Origin of the sequence: Achromobacter anxifer (assembly GCF_903652925.1) — a bacterium.
GTDB lineage: Bacteria > Pseudomonadota > Gammaproteobacteria > Burkholderiales > Burkholderiaceae_B > Achromobacter > Achromobacter anxifer.
The window spans coordinates 547,592-567,139 of sequence record NZ_CAHLAR010000001.1 but is presented as its reverse complement, the minus strand read 5'-3'; the positions used below and the strand labels follow the sequence as shown (position 1 = coordinate 567,139).

The 19,548-nt window shown below is 62.8% G+C and carries 19 protein-coding genes; 2 read left to right on the top strand and 17 right to left on the bottom strand.

The window, feature by feature from the left end:
* Nucleotides 1–4 precede the first annotated feature (4 nt).
* The 4 genes from HWY37_RS02695 to HWY37_RS02680 all read right to left on the bottom strand — a co-directional run bounded on the left by HWY37_RS02695 (nucleotide 5) and on the right by HWY37_RS02680 (nucleotide 4,325).
* Nucleotides 5–631, bottom strand: coding sequence for a 4Fe-4S cluster-binding domain-containing protein (locus HWY37_RS02695; protein WP_175207092.1), 627 nt, complete (start codon nucleotides 629–631; stop codon nucleotides 5–7).
* On the bottom strand, nucleotides 628–2,457 hold the full coding sequence (locus tag HWY37_RS02690; RefSeq protein ID WP_176087798.1) for an AAA family ATPase: 1,830 nt from the start codon (nucleotides 2,455–2,457) through the stop codon (nucleotides 628–630). Before HWY37_RS02690 ends, HWY37_RS02695 begins: the two co-directional genes overlap by 4 nt.
* A gap of 66 nt (nucleotides 2,458–2,523) precedes the next feature.
* Nucleotides 2,524–3,507 carry a Bug family tripartite tricarboxylate transporter substrate binding protein gene (locus tag HWY37_RS02685; RefSeq protein WP_176087797.1) on the bottom strand — a complete coding sequence of 328 codons (984 nt, stop codon included), beginning with the start codon at nucleotides 3,505–3,507 and terminating at the stop codon, nucleotides 2,524–2,526.
* Between the two features lie 32 nt (nucleotides 3,508–3,539).
* A complete protein-coding gene (locus HWY37_RS02680; protein ID WP_176087796.1) occupies nucleotides 3,540–4,325 on the bottom strand; it encodes an alpha/beta fold hydrolase in 786 nt (261 codons plus the stop codon).
* Between the two features lie 91 nt (nucleotides 4,326–4,416).
* Between HWY37_RS02680 and HWY37_RS02675 the strand changes: the two genes are divergently transcribed.
* On the top strand, nucleotides 4,417–5,481 hold the full coding sequence (locus HWY37_RS02675; RefSeq protein ID WP_176087795.1) for a GlxA family transcriptional regulator: 1,065 nt from the start codon (nucleotides 4,417–4,419) through the stop codon (nucleotides 5,479–5,481).
* Between the two features lie 78 nt (nucleotides 5,482–5,559).
* On the opposite strand, the gene HWY37_RS02670 is transcribed toward HWY37_RS02675, so the two are convergent.
* Nucleotides 5,560–5,943 carry an SgcJ/EcaC family oxidoreductase gene (locus tag HWY37_RS02670; protein ID WP_176088051.1) on the bottom strand — a complete coding sequence of 128 codons (384 nt, stop codon included), beginning with the start codon at nucleotides 5,941–5,943 and terminating at the stop codon, nucleotides 5,560–5,562.
* Nucleotides 5,944–6,107: 164 nt separating this feature from the next.
* Between HWY37_RS02670 and HWY37_RS02665 the strand changes: the two genes are divergently transcribed.
* Nucleotides 6,108–7,070: a bifunctional GNAT family N-acetyltransferase/nucleoside diphosphate kinase regulator gene (locus HWY37_RS02665; protein ID WP_176087794.1), complete on the top strand. Its 963-nt coding sequence runs from the start codon at nucleotides 6,108–6,110 to the stop codon at nucleotides 7,068–7,070.
* Nucleotides 7,071–7,390: 320 nt separating this feature from the next.
* Here the strand turns inward: HWY37_RS02665 and HWY37_RS02660 are convergent, their stop codons facing one another.
* The 12 genes from HWY37_RS02660 to ftsH all read right to left on the bottom strand — a co-directional run bounded on the left by HWY37_RS02660 (nucleotide 7,391) and on the right by ftsH (nucleotide 19,522).
* Complete coding sequence (locus tag HWY37_RS02660; protein ID WP_003141085.1) at nucleotides 7,391–8,299, bottom strand: LysR family transcriptional regulator; 909 nt, start codon at nucleotides 8,297–8,299, stop codon at nucleotides 7,391–7,393.
* A 232-nt stretch (nucleotides 8,300–8,531) separates the two neighbouring features.
* Nucleotides 8,532–9,683, bottom strand: coding sequence for a S1C family serine protease (locus tag HWY37_RS02655; RefSeq protein WP_023101533.1), 1,152 nt, complete (start codon nucleotides 9,681–9,683; stop codon nucleotides 8,532–8,534).
* Nucleotides 9,684–9,707: 24 nt separating this feature from the next.
* Entirely contained in the window at nucleotides 9,708–10,673 is a 966-nt protein-coding gene (locus tag HWY37_RS02650) for a zinc metalloprotease HtpX (RefSeq protein WP_176087793.1), read from the bottom strand.
* Complete coding sequence (gene psiE-GI / locus HWY37_RS02645) at nucleotides 10,651–11,148, bottom strand: heat resistance protein PsiE-GI (RefSeq protein WP_176087792.1); 498 nt, start codon at nucleotides 11,146–11,148, stop codon at nucleotides 10,651–10,653. The genes HWY37_RS02650 and psiE-GI overlap by 23 nt, the downstream gene beginning before the upstream one ends.
* Nucleotides 11,145–12,860 carry a heat resistance system K+/H+ antiporter KefB-GI gene (kefB-GI, locus tag HWY37_RS02640; protein WP_176087791.1) on the bottom strand — a complete coding sequence of 572 codons (1,716 nt, stop codon included), beginning with the start codon at nucleotides 12,858–12,860 and terminating at the stop codon, nucleotides 11,145–11,147. The genes psiE-GI and kefB-GI overlap by 4 nt, the downstream gene beginning before the upstream one ends.
* Before the next feature lie 3 nt (nucleotides 12,861–12,863).
* Complete coding sequence (gene trx-GI / locus HWY37_RS02635) at nucleotides 12,864–13,304, bottom strand: heat resistance system thioredoxin Trx-GI (RefSeq protein WP_176087790.1); 441 nt, start codon at nucleotides 13,302–13,304, stop codon at nucleotides 12,864–12,866.
* Complete coding sequence (locus tag HWY37_RS02630; protein WP_176087789.1) at nucleotides 13,294–14,439, bottom strand: hypothetical protein; 1,146 nt, start codon at nucleotides 14,437–14,439, stop codon at nucleotides 13,294–13,296. Before HWY37_RS02630 ends, trx-GI begins: the two co-directional genes overlap by 11 nt.
* A gap of 79 nt (nucleotides 14,440–14,518) precedes the next feature.
* Nucleotides 14,519–15,130: a heat resistance membrane protein HdeD-GI gene (hdeD-GI, locus tag HWY37_RS02625; protein ID WP_066785458.1), complete on the bottom strand. Its 612-nt coding sequence runs from the start codon at nucleotides 15,128–15,130 to the stop codon at nucleotides 14,519–14,521.
* Nucleotides 15,131–15,228: 98 nt separating this feature from the next.
* Nucleotides 15,229–16,116 (bottom strand): heat resistance protein YfdX2, encoded by an 888-nt coding sequence (gene yfdX2, locus HWY37_RS02620; protein WP_176087788.1) that lies wholly within the window; start codon nucleotides 16,114–16,116, stop codon nucleotides 15,229–15,231.
* Nucleotides 16,117–16,218: 102 nt separating this feature from the next.
* Entirely contained in the window at nucleotides 16,219–17,133 is a 915-nt protein-coding gene (gene yfdX1 / locus HWY37_RS02615; RefSeq protein WP_176087787.1) for a heat resistance protein YfdX1, read from the bottom strand.
* 22 nt (nucleotides 17,134–17,155) lie between these two features.
* Nucleotides 17,156–17,614: a small heat shock protein sHSP20-GI gene (hsp20-GI, locus tag HWY37_RS02610; RefSeq protein WP_176087786.1), complete on the bottom strand. Its 459-nt coding sequence runs from the start codon at nucleotides 17,612–17,614 to the stop codon at nucleotides 17,156–17,158.
* A gap of 78 nt (nucleotides 17,615–17,692) precedes the next feature.
* Nucleotides 17,693–19,522 (bottom strand): ATP-dependent zinc metalloprotease FtsH, encoded by a 1,830-nt coding sequence (gene ftsH, locus HWY37_RS02605; RefSeq protein ID WP_176087785.1) that lies wholly within the window; start codon nucleotides 19,520–19,522, stop codon nucleotides 17,693–17,695.
* Nucleotides 19,523–19,548: the final 26 nt, after the last annotated feature.

Genomic DNA, 19,548 nt, shown 5'->3' with positions numbered 1-19,548 from the left:
GTTTTTATGGCGCCTTGGCGGCGCTGGTCCGGACGTGATGGCCCTGACCGGTCAATAGCTCGCGCAGGCGCTGGAAGTCGCCGCGTGACGGGATTCCCGCCAGCCATACGCTGCCGTCGTCGTCGAACATGACGTCCAGCGCCTTGGCGCCCGCGGGCAGCGCGGCAAAGCGCTGGCGTCCCAGCGGCGTCAGGCAATGCAGGCGCTGGTTGTCGCTGCCGCGCAGCGCCTGCGTCTGTGGCGCGGCCAGATCGAATGGATCGGAAATCAGGGCGTCGATCAGGCCGTCGGCATCGGCCAGCGTGTCCGCCAGCCGTTCCGCCGCATGGCCGCTATAAACCAGGATGTCGCCCGCCGACAGGCGCCGCAGGCCGCGCAACAGCGCCAGCAGCGCCTCGGGCTGGTCGAAGGGTTCGCCGCCGGAAACCGTGAAGCCGTCGGCCTGCGGCAGCCAGGCGGCCAACTGCGCCAATACGGCGTCGACCGTGGTTTCACCGCCGGCCTGCGCCCAGGTATCCATCGAAATACAGCCGGGGCAGCGTATGGAACAGCCCTGGAACCAGATTCCGATCCGGCGCCCTGGTCCCAGCGTGGTCACGGGAAAATGCAGGCGCGAGATCTGGATGTTCATGGCCCGCGCTTTTCCAGTTGAAAGGCCTCCGCGTCCAGGCCCGAGATCAGATAGCGGTCTCCGGACTGCGCATCCTGATCGAACAGGCCGCGCGCCAGCGGATTGAGCAGGTGCGCTTCGAGCTGGTTGCGGATGCCGCGGCCGCCATTGGACAGGTCGCCAATGCAGCGTTGCCGCAGCGCTGCCTTCGAGGCCTCGGCCAGCTCCACGGTAATGCCCAGGGCAGCGATGTCCGCCAGGATGGAGTTCACCATCTGCTCGAAGATCTCGGTCGCCACATCCTTGCGGATGAAGTCGAACACGATGATGTTCTCGCCGATACGGTTCAGGATTTCGGGGCGATTGAGCACCAGCTTGAAATGCCGCTGGATCTCGCCCAGCACGTTCTTCTGGATATCCTCGAAGCTGTCGCCGGGATGGACGTTCGCCACGCGCTGGCCGGTCTCGTCCTGGCGGTATATGCCCAGGTTGGACGTGAACACGATCAGCGCCTCGGAGAAATACACGCGGTCGCCGCGGCCCGAGGTCAGCACGCCGTCATCGAGGATCTGCAGGAACTTGTCGAGGATGCGCGGATGCGCCTTCTCGATTTCATCGAACAGCACCACGCTGAACGGGCGCTCGCGGATCGCATTCGTCAGCTCGCCGCCCACGTCATAGCCCACATAGCCGGGCGGCGCGCCTATCAGGCGCTGGTCGGCGTGCTCGGCGCTGAACTCCGACATGTCGAAGCGGATATAGGCGCTTTCATCGCCGAACAGCAGGCTGGTGACGGTCTTGGCAAGCTCGGTCTTGCCCACGCCAGTCGGCCCGGCCAGGAAGGCGACACCGCGCGGCCGGTTGCCCTTGCGCTGCGTGCCCACGCCGGTCATGGCGCGCTTGACCAGGTCCAGCATGTGCGTCACCGCATGCGTCTGGCCCTTGACCCGGCGGCGTATGAACGAGTCGGCATTGCGGATCTTGTCGCGGTCGATGCGCAGCCAGAGATCTTCCGTCACGCCGACCTTGTAGCGCCGTACCGCGTCCGCGATGTTGGTGATGGGCACGTCTTCCACACGCGCCAGCGTGGCGATCGCGTTCATGTCCGCCAGCAGCAGGCCTTCCGAGCCATCCACGAAGGCCGATTCGGCCTCGGCCAGCGCCTCGGGCGTCGCGTCCCTGGCGCCGGGAACGCCGCGCAGCAAGGCGCCCGCCAGGGCGCGGCGCGCGGCGCTGTCCGGCTTGGACACCGGGACATGGCGAATGCGGGGATTCTCGATCAGCAGCCAGTCGGGCAGATCGCCTTCCTTGTCGACGATCCAGATCACCGTATTGAAGAACGGCCGCCGCGACTCGCCCGCGGGGCGCGCGGCGGCGCTATGCGCCAGCACCAGCGCCCGGGTGAACAAGGCATGTTCCGCGGCGCTGAGCGTCTCGCTGCGCACGGCCAGGCGCGACGCGAAATCGATGATCAAGGCCACGGGCTGGCCTGCCAGGCCGACCAGCCGTTCCAGGCAGGCGGTCAACGCGTCCATGCCGCCGGGCGCGGCGCCGTCCGCCGGCGTCAAGCCCAGCCGGCGCAAGGTCTCGTCAGGCGGCTCGGCCGGCGCCTCGCGGCTGTCGGGCACCGTGAAACCCGTCACGGGGTTCCAGACGACCAACTGGGCGTAACCGGCCTCGCGCAGGTTGTCGGCCAGAGTGCTGACGAGCGGCTGCGCCGCCACCAGGCCCGGCGCAACCTCGCAGGCCTGCAGATCGCGCACATTGCCGGACAGCACGAACTGGCTTTTCAGCGGCAGGAATCGCAGCGTGTCCCGTAACCATCTGGGTTTGACATATGCAGACATGGGCAGGCAACGAGGGCGGAAAATGAAAGCCAGACGTTACCATAGGGCACCCCTTGCGTAGCGGCCTCAATGCGCCGCCACGCCCAGCTCCTTGATGAGCCCGGGCACGACCGCATACTCCTCCCGATATTCCTTCAGGAACTCTTCTGGCGTGTTACCCACAGCGTCGAAGCCGATGTTCTCCAGGTACTTGCCGAACTCGGGGGAACGCACCACCTTCTGCGCCGCCGCGGCCAGCTTCTGCACCACCTCCGCGGGCATGCCCGCGGGGCCGCTCAGGCCGACCCAGGCCTTGTTCTTGAAGACGAAGCTGTCGTATCCCGCTTCCGCAAAGGTTTGCACCTGGGGCAGCAGCGCCGAGCGCTTGTCGCCGATGACGGCAATCGCCTTGACCTTGCCGTCCGCGACCATCGGCGCCGCCAGATTGGTCGAGGTGAACGTGAACGTCAGTTGCCCGCCCAGCAAATCCGTCATGGCGGGCGGCGAGCCCTTGTAGGGCACTTCGATGAGATTGACCGACGCCTGTCTGGCCAGGCTCTCCATGATCAGCTGCGGATACGAGCCCGGACCATACGAGCCATAGGCCAGCGGGATCTGCGCGGTTCGCGCCGCCTGGACCGCGGCGGTCAGGTCGCCTGCCGGCATCGACTTGCTCACGATGAGGACCGGGCCGGACGCGGCGATCTTGCTGATCAGGGTGAAATCGCGCTGCGGGTCGTAAGGCACCTTCATGGTGACGACCGAAGAAATGAGCGCGTCGCCCACGCTCAGCATCAAGGTGTAGCCGTCCGGCTTGGCGCGCGCGACTTCCGCGGCTCCTATGGTGCTGGCCGCGCCAGGCTTGTTTTCGATCACTATGGGCGCGCCGAGTTGCGCGGACATGAGCTCGCCCAGCTTGCGCCCGATGGCGTCGATGGGCGCACCGGCGGGCGATGGCACGATCCAGCGTATGGGCCTGTCGGGATAGGCCGATTGCGCCATGGCTGCGGCGCATCCCAAGGCCATGACGCACGCCAGGCCGAATTTCAGTGTATTTTTGATGGTTTTCATTTTGTCTCCTCCGCGGATTCACGGGGCAGTGGCTAGTTGTGCGCGTCGAGGAACTCGCCCACGACGCGGTTGAATTCGTCCGCCGTTTCGAAGTACGGGGAATGGCCCGAGTCCTCGAAGGTGTACTTCTGGCTGCCCGGCAGCAGCCTGGCCACCAGATGGTGGCTGTCCGGGGTCAGGAAATCGTCGTGGCTGCCGCCGGTCATCAAGGTCGGCACGCGGTAGCCTTCGAACTCGGCCGGGTGGATCTTGACGTCGTCGGCCTGCATGGTCAGCGCCAGGAAGCCCTTGGGGTTGAGCGCCTTGATGCAGCCGTACAGGTGCAGCATCTCGGGCCTGACCTCGACGTTCTTGCGGTTCCAGCCGATGCTCTTGCTGCGCAGGTCGTGACGGCCGTCATCGAAGGTCTTGCCCGCCTTGCGCAGGATCTCCCAGGTTTCCGGCGAATAGGCTGGCGTCGGCGAACCGCTGATGAACAGCGTCTGGACGCGCCCGGGATGTCTGACGGCCAGCGGCAGGCCGGCCCATGCGCCAAGCGACTGGCACACGAGATTGATCCTGCCTATGCCTTCCTGTTCAAGAATGGCCAGCACGTCGTCCGGGTAATGCTGCGGATGATTGCGTTCCGGCGCGCAGGGCGAGTTCTTGAAGCCCCTCAGGTCCATCACGATGACCTTGTATTTGCTGGCGAAGAATGGCACCTGCTGGTACCAGCAGATGGTGTTGCCGCCGCCGCCATGGATGAACAGCACGGGCGCGCCGTCGCCATAGGTTTCGTAGTAGATGCGGGTGTCGTCGGGCGCGATTGCGTATGGCACGGAAGGCTCCTTGCAAGGGTCGGTTGATCTAATATTTGCGGATTGATTTTGTTCGATCCCCTGCGGAAAGACCGCGCTCCAAACAGACATCATGGGTGCCGCTTCAGACAACTACCCTCTACACGTGGACTTGCTGCAGCCCGCGGGCAGATTGAATGGCCCCATCCACGCCGCGATCGACACGTTCCGCACCGCCAACGGCATTGCCCGCAGCCGCAGCGGGCAGGCATCCGGCCATGTGGTGACTTGGCGCTGCGCGGGCGAAGCGCCGTCCGCGGACACGGAACCGGCAGCCGACCACCTCCGCTTCATGCCGCCGGGCGCGCCGGACGCCGCGCAGGAACGCGCCATCTTCGTGCCGCCCCTGGAAACGGTCTCGGTGCCGCAACTGCGCGCCTGCGTGGCCGGCAACGAAGCCGTGCTGCGCGAAATCCGCGCCGCCGTGGCGGACAAACGCTATGTCTGCGCCGTCGGCACAGGGGTATGGCTGGTCGCGGCGGCAGGCGTGCTGGACCGGATGCAGGCGCCGGTGCAATGGGCCTACCAGTCCGGTTTCGCGCGTACCCACCCGGACCTGGCCATAGCCAATGACCCGCTAGTCTGGGCCGGCGAACGCATCCTGCTGGCCAACGCGCCCTCATTGGCCTATGACTGCGTGCTTGAATTGATGGAACGAACGGGGATCGCCGGGCTGGCAGGCGCGTCGCGCGACAAACTCGTCTTCGATCCGGCGCGGCAGTTCATCGCTTCGACCCTGCCCATAGAGAAAGTCAGCGGCCTTACGCGGGACAGCCCGCTGTACCGGGCCGTGCAATGGCTGCTGGCGCATGCGCAGGAAGCGGTGACCATAGGCGACGCCGCGCAACATGCGGCGGTCAGCGAGAGAACCCTGGCTCGCCTGTTCCGGCTGCACCTGGCGACCACGCCTCATGAGTTCCTCACCGACATACGGATGCGGAAGAGCCAGATGTGGCTGGAGGTGACGCTGCGCTCGGTGGAGGACATTGCCAATGACTGCGGCTATCTGGACGTGGCGGCCTTCCGGCGCGCCTTCAAGCGCAAGTTCGGCCTGACGCCCGCGGATTACCGGCGCGAATACACGCAGCGGGGGCCGCGGGCGCGGTGGAAGATGGAGAAGTACGGAAGCGAGGCCTAGGAACTGGCGAAGCTTCCACGCCCTTGCGAAACTTCGGCAGCTCGCATGGACATGCAGGAGACTGGCCAGCGGCCAGCCTCAGGGCTGAACGGTCAGCATATTGGCATCACGCGCAAGCCGCCACTTTCCATCGGACTCCTTGCGCAGTAGCGTCAGCGTGTATCCCGAGCGCCGGATGGATTTTCCGCCGGGCGGCGTCGCCGTCATTTCAATGCGGTTGCGGATGAACGCCCAGTCTCCCAGAAGCTGCAATTCGACGATGTGGCTGTTGCCCTCAATCCGCATGCCGCCCATGCCTTGCGAAGCCGCGGCAAAGGCCTCTTTGCCAAACGGCTCCTGCCCGGGCACCGAGAACACCACATCGTCGGTCATCAAGGTCAGGACGGTCTCGAGATCTCCAGCCTTGCTCGCGGTCATCCAGGTCTCTACCACTTGCCGGATCGCTTTTTCGTCGTCGGTCATGTTGGAGTCCTCCATTGCGTCGTGCGGAAATTCCGGATCGTTGGCCTCATCAACGATTACGTTAGCACCCGTGGGTGCACCGGACTGTAGCTGCTCCTGCCCGGCGCTCTTCGGCATCCAATCGCATTCCGGCCTAAAATGCGCGGTTTGCCGAAAGAACCGTCATGGCCGTAGCCATGAAGGGCTTTCATCCTTTACGAATAAGTGTGGTGAAGATGAACAAGCCTTTCATTTCGCTGTGCCCGGAGATCACTCGGGCGCATGCGCTGACTCTGATGGACTGGTTGGAAGACGAGCGCGTTACCTGCTACCTGAGCGATTCGCGCAACGTCTCCCGCTTCATCGAGCAAGCCATCGATCGGACCCAGCTGCCGATCCTGACCCATCTCTTCAACCAGGGCGGCCGCTTCTTCATGGCCTATGACCGGCATGACGCCCCGGTAGGCTTCGTCCGCCTCGTCAAGACCGGCCCGGACTGCGAGATCGTCCTGGTCATCGGAGACTGCGACAACTGGGGCCGAAACCTGGGCGCCAGCACGATCCGCGAAGGCATGAAGCTGGCCTTCCTCGACATGCGGGCGGAGAAGCTCATCGCCAAGATCCATCCGGACAACGCGCGCTCGCTGAAGACCTTTCTGCGCAGCGGCTTTCTGCTTGAAAGCGAAACGCCGACGCTGAAGTCATTTGCCATGACCGCAGGGCGCTATCTGCGGCTCCTGCGCGAAGGCGTCATTGTCGACTCGACCGATATCTACATCACCGAGATCGACAAGGCGCGGCTCAAGGAGCTGATCGAACTCGAGCAAGGACCGGCCGTAGTCGAACTTGAGCACGAGCTTGAGCGAGCCATCGTCGTCAAGCCGCAGCAGGTGGCGCGCAACGTGGTCACGATGAACTCCAGGGCCTTGCTGCAACTGGACGACGAAGAAATGGAAGTGGCCCTGGTCTACCCGGAAGACGCCGACAGCAGCGCCGGGAAGTTTTCCGTATGCTCCGACGTCGGCGCCGCCATCCTGGGCTATCAGGAAGGGGACTCCATCGACTGGCGCATTTCGGACCGGACCCGCCGGATCGGGATCAGGAAAGTGCTTTACCAGCCCGAAGCCGCTGGCGATTTCCATCTGTAGTTCGTCCGGTCTGGAAGGGTGTGGCGGAAGCCGGCGTTCCGTCACCGTCCATCCGGATCGACAGGCATGTCGTGGCAGCCTTGAAGCAGCCGATACGCCCGATGACGGACCAAGCCTTGAAGATCAGGGATTTTGGAGCGGGTGAAGGGAACATCATCGTGTTCCCAACTCGTTGATTGATAACGAGTTTTCCGCACTCGGCGAACCGAGATGGACATAATTATGGACTGAAAAACCACGCTTGGTCAACGCGCGCTCCGAGCAAGTCCAGTGCGAGCCATGGACAGCCAGCAGTAGCCAATGTACCCGAGCGCTCAACGTCACGAGGCCGGTTCATCTCCCTTTGGCAGGAACTCCTCGCGGGCGCGCTGCAGAAACCGCTTCATGGGCTCAGAGGGTTCGGCGCTGCGGCGCAGCAGGTAGGTGGACAGCATGGGCGGCGTGCCGGCCAAGGGGCGAACGGTTATGTCGGGGCGGTTCAGGGTCTGCACCTGCGAGGCAATGGCGAAACCTAGGCCATAACCGGCACCGACCAGAGTCAGCATCACGCCTAGGCTCGTCACCTGATCTACCAGCTTGAGCGGCTTGGACGCACCTTGAAGCACCGCCTGGATCTGGTGGTGGCAGCCCGATCCCGCGTCCGGATGGCACAGTACCAACGGAAACTTCAAGGCTTCATCCAATGGCACTTCCGCGTGCGCCAACAAGGGGTGGCGCACGGGCACGATCACCGACAGAGGATCGGTCCACACGGGCTCGGCGACAAGGCCTTCGCTCACCGCGTCCGACAGCGCAAAGCCGATGTCCAGCAGATCGTTGTGCAGGCCCTTGAGCTGCTGCGCGAAAGGCAGCTCGAAGACGCGAATCTCCAGTTCGGGCTCTTCCTCGCGGCTGCGCGCCAGCAAGGTGGCAATGTGGGGCTGCGCCAAGCTGTCGCAGATGGCGATGCGCAGATAACCCTGATAGCCCTGCGCCGCCGCCTTTGCGGCACTCACCGCCTGCTCCACGGTGGCCAGCACACGCCGGCACTCACCGAGGAACACTTGACCGGCCCAGGTCAGTCGCGTCTGGTGCGCGCTGCGGTCGAACAACTGCACGCCGAGCGTGGCTTCGAGATTGCGCATTGCGCGCGACACAGGCGATTGTTCTACGCCAAGGCGCTCGGCCGCTCGCGCGAAATGCAGTTCTTCCGCGACCGCAACGAAATAGCGCAGTAGTCTGAGTTCCAATGCGGCCTCCTGTTTGCCTCGTTCCTGGCCTGCGTCCACCTCATGCGGATTGCGCCTCGCTTTCTCCTTCGATGATTGGCAAGAGGTTCCGGCGTTGCATGCTTGCCTATTCGGATAGGCAGATCGCATCCGAAAATTACGGAGGTTGAGGCGGAACGCTACCTGGCCGAAGACCTGAGAACCTCAATCACCGCGACGCTGCACTACCGCCTGATCCACAGGTTCAGTTCAATCAATTCCCGGGTTGCAGCTCCACACGCACCTCGCGCGATTTGCCGGCCCGTTCCACTGACAAGACCACCACATCGCCGACCTTCCTGTCGTCTAGCCGCGCGAGCAGCTTGGCCACATCGTCCGTCGCCTTGCCATCAACATCGATGATGCGGTCGCCCGGCACGATGCCTTGCGGCGTGACTTCGACACCCGCGAGGCCGGCCTTGTGCGCTGCCGAACCAGGGGTAACACGCAACACGAACACGCCCTTGCTTCCGGTCAGTGCAAGCAGGCGCTGATTGAGCTGTTCGTCCACCTCAATGCCCAGCGCCGGACGGATGTACTTACCGGTCTTGATGAGTTGCGGGACTACGCGCATGACGGTGTCCACCGGCACGGCGAAACCAATCCCGGCCGAGGCGCCGGAGGGGCTATAGATCGCCGTGTTGATGCCGATGAGCCTTCCTGCCGAATCGAGCAGCGGCCCACCGGAGTTGCCAGGGTTGATGGCGGCGTCGGTCTGGATCAGGTGATCGATGGCCGGGCCGCCCGCTTCTCCGGGTAACGAGCGGTCGAGCGCGGAGACGATGCCGGTGGTGAGCGTCCAGTCCAGGCCGAAGGGGTTGCCGATAGCGAACACCTTCTGACCCACCTTGAGGTCGGCACTGGTGCCGACCGGCACGGCCGGCGGGCGCTTGAAACCGACGCCAATCTTGAGCACGGCGATGTCGTGCGCTGGGCTCGTCCCCACCAGCGCGGCCTGGTAGTCGCGGCCATCGGCGAGTTTGACCGTGGCTTCAGAAGCACCCTGGATGACGTGGAAGTTGGTGACGACGTGGCCGGCATCGTCCCAGATAAAGCCCGAACCGGTGCCGCGCGGCATGGAAAAGACATTGCGAGTCCAGACGTCGCGCACCAGCTGCGCGGTGGTGATGTAGACCACCGAAGCGCGCGATTCTTCGAACAGTTCGATGGTGGCTTTCTCGTCCGCCGCCAGATCGCCACGCGCCGTCACGGTGCGATCTGCCGCCTCGCGCGGACTGAACCAGGCCTCGATGGCGGGCAGGAACTGCCACACCAGCATGAGCGTGGCAATACAGGCGGTGATGAAGAGCCAGCGCCGGACGAAGTGGTCCGGCGCGGGACGTTGGTACGGGTCGGGGTAGGCCATGAGAAGTCTCCTGTTGATAGGCAATCAGCGCCACAGCCCGCTCGGGTGCCAGCGCGGCGGGCGCGGCGTCACAGCGGATTCCGGCAAGAAATGGGGCGCGTGGAATGGCAACGCTGATGCTGGCCCAGGCGCCAACGTCAGTAGGCGTGAGATGCGCTCTTGCGTTGCCGGATGCGTGCGCAACCAGGAGGGTTCGGGATTGCCCCGTCCCGGCCACAACCAGGCACGCCATGAGCGACTGACCCGCTCGATCTTCGCCAGCGCGGACGCCAGCCCTTGCGGGTCGCCGGTCAGTTCCGCCGCGAGGCGGTCAGCGTCGAACTCACGCACGCGAGACAAGCCGAGCTGTGCGAGCAGGGCCAGCTGGGGCGAGGCGGCCAGCAGAAGCAGTCCAGGCCAATTGACCGCCACCGCGCCGGCCAGCAGTGCGGGCAAGCTGAACACAATAGCGATCTGTCCGACCATCGCCAGCAGGCTCGTGAGGCGACTGACGGAATCCGCCGGCCCCATGACACGCAGATCCTCATTGGCGATGTGCGCGACCTCGTGCGCGAGCACACCCGCCAGTTCGCGCGAACTCAGGTTGCGCAGCAGGCCATCGGTGAGGGCGATCGATGCATGCTGCTTCGAGCCGATAGCGAAGGCGTTGACGACGGCACTGGGCACGTAGTGCGGCACCGGCGTGGCGGACAAACCGGCACGGGCGGACAGTTCGCGCAACATGGCCCAAATCTCGGGGGCTTCGTGCGGGTACAAAGCCCGTGCGCGGTACAGGCGCAAGGTCAAGGCGGATGCGGCTGCCGGTTCCAGCAGCAGCGTGCCTGCAACGGCAAACAGCGCGAGCCACAGGCCGCTTTTCCCGAACAGCGGGCTTCCTGCGGCGGCTGCGATCCCGACCAGGGTCAGGACCAACAGCCCGGTCTGCAGGCGGTTGAGCCAGCGGTGTTGCAACAGCGCCGTGCGCGGATCACTGGGATGATGACGGGTCATGCTCAGAGGTCGCGGCGGCGCGGTCGCCGCGCTCGCGCAGCAGCCAGTAGGTCGCACCCAGAGCCAGCGTGGCGCCTGCCAGCGCGGCTATCTTTGCGGGGCTCGCCTCGGGGTCAAGGATCACGAACTTGCGCGCCAGCGCGATCAGGCCGATGAGTATCACGGTCTTGACCTGGATGATGCTGTCCCGACGCAGCGCCACGCGCACGATGGAATGCTTGAACTCCATCGCGATCAAGAGCGTCATGATCATGCCGAACACACTCTGGAATACCTTGTGATCCAGGGGATTGAAGGCATCGAGGACCAGCAGCGTGAAGACGATGGCGATGAGCTGGAACAGCGACACCACGATGATGACGGCAATTACTGCCGACAGAACGAGGGCGACGACCTGCTCGAAGCGCTCGTAAAAACTCATGATGGCCCATTGGTCACGCAAGACCTGAAATGGGTTGAGGCGTGTTGATTTCATGAAGATGGACTCCCTGGAAAACGGCTGCTGTCGAGACGGCGGCGCATTGCGCTGATGTGTCCTTCAATCAGCTCGGTCGACATGCCAAGCGTCGACATCACCTGTTCCGCCAGCCCAATAGCTGCGGCAAAGGATTGCTGGTACACGCGCACGTTGGGCATGGCGCGAAATGCATCGGCCGCGGTCGTACTTCTGCATGACACCCACAAGGTCAGCGCCGGACGGCGCTCGGCAATCGCCTGGGCGATGCGCAACGCTTGCTGGGCATGGTCGAACGTCAGCACCACCAGACGCGCTTGCGCCAACCCGGCAGCCAGCAAGGTATCGGGCCGACTGGCATCGCCATGGAACACCGGCGCGCCGGCGGCACTCGCGGCCTCGACCTTCTGCGCGTCCGCCTCCAGCAGCAGATGCGCCACGCCGGCGTGGCGAAGAATCTCGCTGACTGTCAGGCCAAGCTCGCCCGCGCCGCAAACGATGACATGGTCTCGATATCGCGCCGTCTGCGCGGCGATCTCGACTTCTTCAGCCTGGGGTGGCTGAATGACGCCACCGGTGCGGCTCAAGAACCGGGCAAGTACATCGTGATGGCGGATCAGTAGCGGTGCCAAGGCCATGCTGAGCACCAGCGCAACCAGCATGGGTTGTACGACGGTCGCGGGAATCAGATGCTGCTGCAAGACCATGCCCAACAACAGCAGGGCGAACTCGCCGCCATGCCCCAACGCTATGCCCGTGCGCCAGGCATCGAGGGCGGACAGGCGCGTCGCCCGCAAGGCCAGGGTGTTGAGCCCGATCTTGACCGGTACCAGCACTGCCAGCCACGCCAACACCGTCAGCGGTGCCGAAAGAATCTGTGCTCCGTCCAGCTGCAGGCCGACAGTCACGAAGAACACCCCCGACAACACATCGCGAAACGGTTTGAGGTGGTTTTCCATGTGGTGCCGGACGTCGCTCTCGCCCAGCACCATGCCGGCCAAAAACGCACCCAGGGCGGCGGATACGCCGACCGCGTGTGCAGCAGCGGCGGCAGCCACCACCACGCACAAGGAAACCAGCACGAAGGATTCTTCGTGGCCCTGCCGCGCCACCCAGCCCAGCAGGCCATGCAACAGACGACGGGAGGCGAGGGCCGCTGCCGCGAACAACATCAGCACGCCCAACACTTCGAGCAGCACGCTCTCGATCTTCGGCGACTCGCCGCGCGCCCAGATCGCCAGCAGGGCCAGCAGGGGCACGCTGGCCAGGTCCTGAAAGACCAGCACGCCGATGGCGCTGCGGCCGTGGCGGGTGGTGAGCTCGCCTTGGTCGGCCAACTGCCGGCTGACCAGCGCCGTGGAAGACATGGCCGCCGCAGCGCCGAGCAGTGCAGCGCTCTGGGCTGGCTGACCCAACCCGATCAGCACCAGGGTCAGTGGCGCAGCCACAACGACCATCTGCAAACTGCCAGCCACCAGTACGGTCTTGCGAGTGAGCCAAAAGTGCCCGAGGGAGAATTCCAGCCCAACCATGAACAGCAGCAGGGCCACGCCCAGCTCGGACAGAAAATCAAGCGCTTCTCCCGGCGCGATCACACCGCTGACCGTGGGGCCCAGCAAGGCGCCGACGGCGAGGTAACCCAGCAAGGCGGGTACTCTGAAAGCCGCCGTCGCCACCGCCGCCAGGCTGCACGCCGCCAGCAGGATCAGGGTAGTGCCGAGCAAATCCTGCATCGGTCAGCGTCCCACATGTGCAGATGCCCAGCGCACGATGTCCTGCGCGCCCATGGCGCCTGCCTGGCGTGCGATCTCACGTCCGCCCTGGAACAGGGCGAGCGTCGGAATGCTGCGGATACCGAACTGCGCGGCCAGGTGGGGCTCAGCCTCGGTATTGACCTTGGCCAGCCGGATCCTGGGTTCGAGCTGGCGCGCCGCTTGCTGGAACTGCGGGGCCATCATCTTGCACGGCCCGCACCAAGGTGCCCAGAAATCGACCAACAGTGGCAGGTCGCTGCGCTCCACGTGGCGCGAGAACGTCGCCGTGGTCAACTCGATGGGTTCGCCCGTGAACAAGGGCTGCTGGCAGCGGCCGCAGTTGGGATGTTCCGATAGCTTCGCAGTCGGTACGCGGTTGATGGACTGGCAATGCGGACAGACGAGGTGAAGATCATTCTTCATGGTTCGCCTCCTTGGACAACAGCGAGGCCGTCTCGCTTCGGGTCACAGACAATGCCGACCAATCAACGCCTTGGAGCCAATCGTTCCCGTCTTTGCTTACTCCGGCCTCTTCCAAATGAGCAGCGATGAACGCTTCGGCCTGCACGAGCCACCTTTGGACAGTATCTTCCTTACCAGGAATCAGCAGGATTTCAGAGACGCTGCTGGCATCCAGCCCGTCCACACGGATAAGCAGAAAAATGCGCCGCCACAAACGCGGCATGTCCTTCAGTAGGTCGAATGCAAAAGCGAACTCGCTCGACCGATCAACTAGCTCCTCCTGTTCCGCGATCGTTGCGGCATCGGGATGCTGACTGTCAGCGATGATATCGGCCAGCCTGAGTGTGTCATCGGGCTGATAAAATTCGAAGACTTCCTCTTCCACCATGGCCTCGGCGACGTCCTGGGCATCCGCTTCGACCGGCGCGTCCAGAGAAACGAATTCGCCAAATTGCCGGCTGTTTGCCACTTCGTGATCCAGGACGGCGAACAGATGCTTCAGAAGACCGATGTAAGCCGCTTTTTCTTCCGGCACGGATTGCCATTCCACCTCAGCTTGGACAATCGCTTCATCCACCACGTCGCGCAGCGTCGGATAATCGCGCGGTAAATCGCCGACGGCACGCAGATAAGCCAGCTCACGCCTTGCGACAGCCTCAAGTTTCGACAGTAGAGGCATTCGGGTCACTTTGGCCTCATGGGCGGCTGACGCGGGTTTTGCGGCAATCCGCACCTTGAGCTCGCGCAAGCGCTCGCGTCGTGCTTTGCGCTTGATTTGATCCTGAGCATGCAGCCGGTCAAAATGCTTCTTGGCCTGACGGAACAACGACTGTGCGAGCATCTGCGCGAGGGGCGTCAGCTCGTCATGTGATGCAGTAACGCTGACAATCTTTTTGCCGGGCAGGTGCATATAGCCACTGGCCAGAAATTGCCGCTTGGTCTTGTCGCGATCAAGGACGATTTGAAGTCGCACTGAATCTTTAGTGTGTTTGTCGAGCAATGGCTTGAGGGCGTGCTCGATCACATTTCCCCAAGCTCTCTGCCAAGGTTCATGAAACTCTTTGTCGATAGCTCGATAGCTATATTGCATCTGCATGTATGACTCCTTCGATGTCATTTCTATGGAGGTATGAATCGAGGATGTTCATATCCATAGAATTTAGTTTGACCCGCTCTTATCCCTGGCGCGTTTTGCGAAGACGCCAACTCAAGAACAAAAGCGTGACACCATAGACTGCCGCATAGAAGCCCAACAGCCAGCCTGCGGCCAGGAATGACTCGACCGGACGGGAAAAAAATATCCACAAGACGATTGCGCCAAGGACAATCGAGAGCAGTCCACTGAAGGCAAGCCAGATTTCACCCTTGATTTCTTGACGCAGCCGAACGGCGGCGGATATTTCCAGCACACCGGTGAAAATCGCCCAGAACCCCACGCTAGCCCATAAAAAAGAAGCCATGACCATCGTGGCGACCCAAGGAGCAACCAGGACGACGACGCCGGTAAGTATGCCGACAATGCCGCTGAACAGCAGCCAGCCCCAGCGCTCTTTTTTCTGGATATGGCGCACCGCTGCAACCAAGTTGAAAGCGCCATTGACCAAGGAAAATGCGCCGAACATGATGGTCATGGCCAATAGAGCCGATTGTGGCATCCAGAACGCAAGGGCTGCAAAAATCAATGCCAAGACACCGCGCAGCACAAAAAGCCACCAATTTTGGCTCAGCGAACACAGTGCTTTGGTGGGGTCATCCGCATTGGAATTAGCGATGGTGTCTGTGTTCATGCAATATCTCCTAAAGATCTATACAAAATAAAAAATCAAACACTCATGGGACAAGAGAGGGGGCGCTATGCGCCCCTCTTACGCCCTATCCAGGGGTTTCAGAACAACTTGGACAGTTTTGCCTTGATTTCATCGAGCCAGCCTTTTCCGCCGCCTCCCCCAGCCGTCTTTTGCTTGACTTTCTTGAGTTCAGCATACAGGGGCTCAAAGTCCTTCTTCTTTCCATAGCCCAGCAGTTCTGCCATTTCCAACTGCTGCCGCGCTTCGTTCAATAATGCCTCCAGGCGCTCATTGGACGCTTCGCTCCGCTGACCATCTTCTACCAAGGTCTCGGCGCGCTTCAGGAGCAGCTTCGCACGCAGGACGGGCAGCGGAAGCACGCTGCGCTCCTCGACCAGCGTGCTGAGCGCTGACTGCAGCGCGGCTTTGGCTTCTTCGATCTTGCCCTGATCGATCAGCGGCACGACTGCCTTCACGGCTGCGGGATAGGACGCCAGAGGGATGTTGGTGACCGCGATCACGATTTCACTGGCCAGCAAAGCCAGCACGTGACGTGCCTGTTGCACCTCGCCATGTTTGAGGGCATCCAGCGCCTCGTCGGTCATCGCCTCAATGGTTTCCGTGTTGGCGAACAAGTCGTGCACGATGGTGCGCACATCAACGGGGGCCAGGGCGAGCGTGGGTTCGCGCGCAACGATCAGCTCCAGCTTTCCCGTCACTTCGGCCAGCGTTGCCAATGCGCGTGCAGCGTCCTTGCCGTCAAGTGCGGCCAGCGCTGATTTGGTCAGCGCCAAGGCCGAGACGGCCTCATCGAGGACTTGTTTACGTTTGTCTGCCGCCTGCGAGTCCGTTTCTTTCTGAACCTCAGGCTGTACCTCCGTGACGACTTCAGCCTTGGCCTCTGGACTGACAGGAAGGCTGCTTACCGCGGCCTGTTCGTTTATTTCTTTGTTCGTCGCATTGGGATTCGATGTTTGCTCATTCATGGTGATATGCCTCGTGTGAGTTAGTGAAAATAGGCGAATCTATTGGGGCTGACTGCGAACATCGCGAGACGGACCGACCGAACAGTCGGCCCCTTCATCACCTCAAAACAGCTTTTGGAGGCGCGTCTTCAACTCGTCGAACCATCCCTTGCCGCTTTTGCCACCAGCCGACTTTTGCTCAATGGACTTCACATGATCGAAGATGGGTTTGAAATCCGCCTTCTTGCCATAACCCAGGATCTGCGCCATTTCGATCTCCGTGCGCACGGACGACAGCAAGGTGCTGAGCTCCTCGTTCTGCTTGGCATCGCGCTTGTCGGTCTCGGCCAGCTTTTCAGCTTTTGCCATCGCGGCTTCAGCCCGTAGCACGGGCAGAGGAAGGGCGACCGAGGTCACCACCAGCGTGTTCAGTGCTCGGGCGAGTTCCGCCTTGGCGTCGTCGATCTTGCCGCTGTCGATGAGCCGTGCGGCCGACTTGATCGCTGCCGGGTACGTTGCCATCGGCAGGTTGTCGGTTTCGATCACGATTTCGCTGGCCAGATTGGCGACGATGGGCCGGGCCTTTTGCACCTCGCCATCACCCAACAGCTCCCGAGACAACTTGACCGCTTTCTTCACCGTTTCCACGTTGGCGTGGATATCGCGGGTGATGACGCGTACATTGACCGGCGCCAAAGCAAGTTTGGCGTCGCGTGCCAATACCAGTTCCAGCTTTCCGCTGGCCAGTTCCAGCGCAGCGAGCGCCTCCTTGGTCTTCTTTGCATCAAGGAGTGTCAAAGCCTCCTGGGTCTTGGTGAGCGCCGTGATGGCGTCCTGAGTGAGCTCAGCACGCTTTTTTTCGGCTTCCCGGGCGGCCTTGTCATCTACCTGTGGCTGCGCCGCCTTGGAAGCGGCAGAGGGTGCTGCAGCACCTGGGCTAGAACCTGCCGCCGATTGGGCCTGAGCCGGTCCGCTCAGTCCGACGACGACCGCCAGGGCAAGTGCGGAGAAGGTTGATTGGGGCTGTTTGATATTCATGATATTGGGCTCCTAAGTAAAGTTAGTTGACTGAGATTTCAATCTGTTTCTGTTTGGCTTGCTCGGCCTTGACAAGCCGCACTTCCAGTGCGCCGTCTTTCATCGAAGCCGTCACCTTGGTCGGATCAATGTTGTCAGGCAAGACAAAGCTGCGCACAAAGCGGCCATACGCACGTTCGATGCGGTGGAACTTCTTGCCCTGCTCCTCTTTTTCCAGTTTGCGCTCGCCGCTGATGGTGAGCACGCCGTTTTCCGCGCTGACGCGCACGGCATCCTTGGGGACCTCCGGCAGATCCAGCTTGAGGATGAATGCGTTCTCATCCTCGCTGATGTCCACCATTGGTGCCCAGTCCGCTGTGGTCATGGCTTCGTTGCCGGTACGGGCGCCCTGTCGCTGGGGTGTCCGTCCCAACATCGTCGCCAGGCGGTTGTGCAATTCATCCAGTTCCCGGAAGGGGTCCCACGGAGTCAATGCAGACATATCGGTTCTCCTTGAACAATGCCGGCGAATTGGATGACGCACCGAACAGAGCCGCCGGCTCACTCTGAATAGCGCCTACTACTTTTCGTTTCTATCTAGAATAAGTCCTTGGGTCAATTGAAGGATGTCGTTCTCGTCGAGCGTTTCCCGCGCCAGCAGTTCGCGCGCACAACGCTCCAGCACCGCGCGGTTGGTGTCGAGGATCCGGTAGGCGCGCTCAAACACGCCCATCACGATGTCGCGGACGGCCTGATCAATGCGCGTCTGGGTCGATTCAGCCACCCGGCAGCCACCGTGGACCAGTTCCGGCGTATCGAGAAAGCGTGGCCGCTGCGCCTCAAACGCGATGTAGCCGAGCCCCTCGTCCATGCCAAAGCGGGTGATCATGTCGCGCGCGATGTCGGTGGCTCGCGCCAGATCGTCTGCGGCACCGGTCGACAGTTCGCCAAACACCAACTTCTCTGCGGCGCGCCCGCCCAACAGTACGGCGATCTTGTGCTCCAGATCGGCGCGCGTCATCAGGAACCGGTCCTCGGTGGGGCGTTGCAGCGTGTAGCCCAGTGCGCCGATGCCGCGCGGAATGATCGATATCTTGTGTACCGGGTCTGCGCCTGGTAGCGCCAGCGCCACCAAGGCATGGCCCATCTCGTGATAGGCCACCGTCTCGCGCTCCTTCGGGTTGAGGACACGGTTGCGCTTCTCCAAGCCGGCGACGATGCGCTCGATCGCTGCAGTGAAGTCCTGCAGCTCGACCGCACGGGCTTTGCGCCGGGTGGCAGCCAGCGCCGCTTCGTTAACCAGGTTGGCTAGGTCGGCACCAGAAAAGCCGGTCGTCAACGCCGCGACTTGTTCGAGATCGACATCACTGGCCAGGGTAACCTTCTTGACGTGCACCTTCAGGATGTCCAGCCGTCCCTTCTTGTCGGGCCGGTCCACCAGCACCTGACGGTCGAAGCGACCGGCGCGCAGCAGCGCCTGGTCGAGGATTTCGGGGCGGTTGGTGGCGGCGAGGATGATCAGCCCGACCGAGCTGTCGAAGCCGTCCATCTCCGTGAGCAGCTGGTTGAGGGTCTGCTCGCGCTCGTCGTGGCCGCCGATGGGGCCGCCGACGCCGCGCGCGCGGCCCAGCGCATCGAGCTCGTCGATGAAGATGATGGCCGGCGCCTGCCCGCGGGCCTGCTCGAACAGGTCGCGCACGCGCGCCGCCCCCACGCCGACGAACATCTCGACGAACTCCGAGCCGGAGATGGAGAAGAACGGCACCCCGGCCTCGCCCGCCACGGCCTTGGCCAGCAGGGTCTTGCCCGTGCCGGGCGGGCCAACCAGCAACACACCTTTCGGGACGCGCGCGCCGAGACGACCGTAGTCCTGCGGGTTCTTCAGAAAATCGACGATCTCGACCAGCTCGGCCTTGGCTTCATCCACACCCGCGACATCGGCAAAGGTGACGCCGGTGTTCTTCTCCATGAACACCTTGGCGCGGCTCTTGCCGATGCTCAGGAAACCGCCCATGCCCTGCTTCTCGGCGAAGCGACGGAACAGGAAGAACCAGACGCCGAAGAAGGCCACGGCCGGCAGAATCCAGGAGAGCACATCACGCAGCCAGGTGCTTTCCACCACCCGCGCATAGGGCACGTCGTACTTGGACAGCCGCTCGGCCAGGTCGGGTTCGACACGGGTGGCCACGATGGTGGTCTTGCCCCGGCTGTCCGGCGATTTCAGGCGCCCGGTGACCGTGCGGTCCGACACCAGCACTTCGGCGACGCGCCCCTCGGCCAGCGCCTTCTCGAATTCGCTGTAGGGCACGGGCTCGACGGTCTTGGCCGCCTGCCAGTAGTTCTGCAGCGTCAGCAGCAACAGGCCGGCGACGATCCAGTAGCCAATGTTCCATTGATCTTTCTTTTCCATGGGCAATGTTCCTCGCAAGTCGTGTC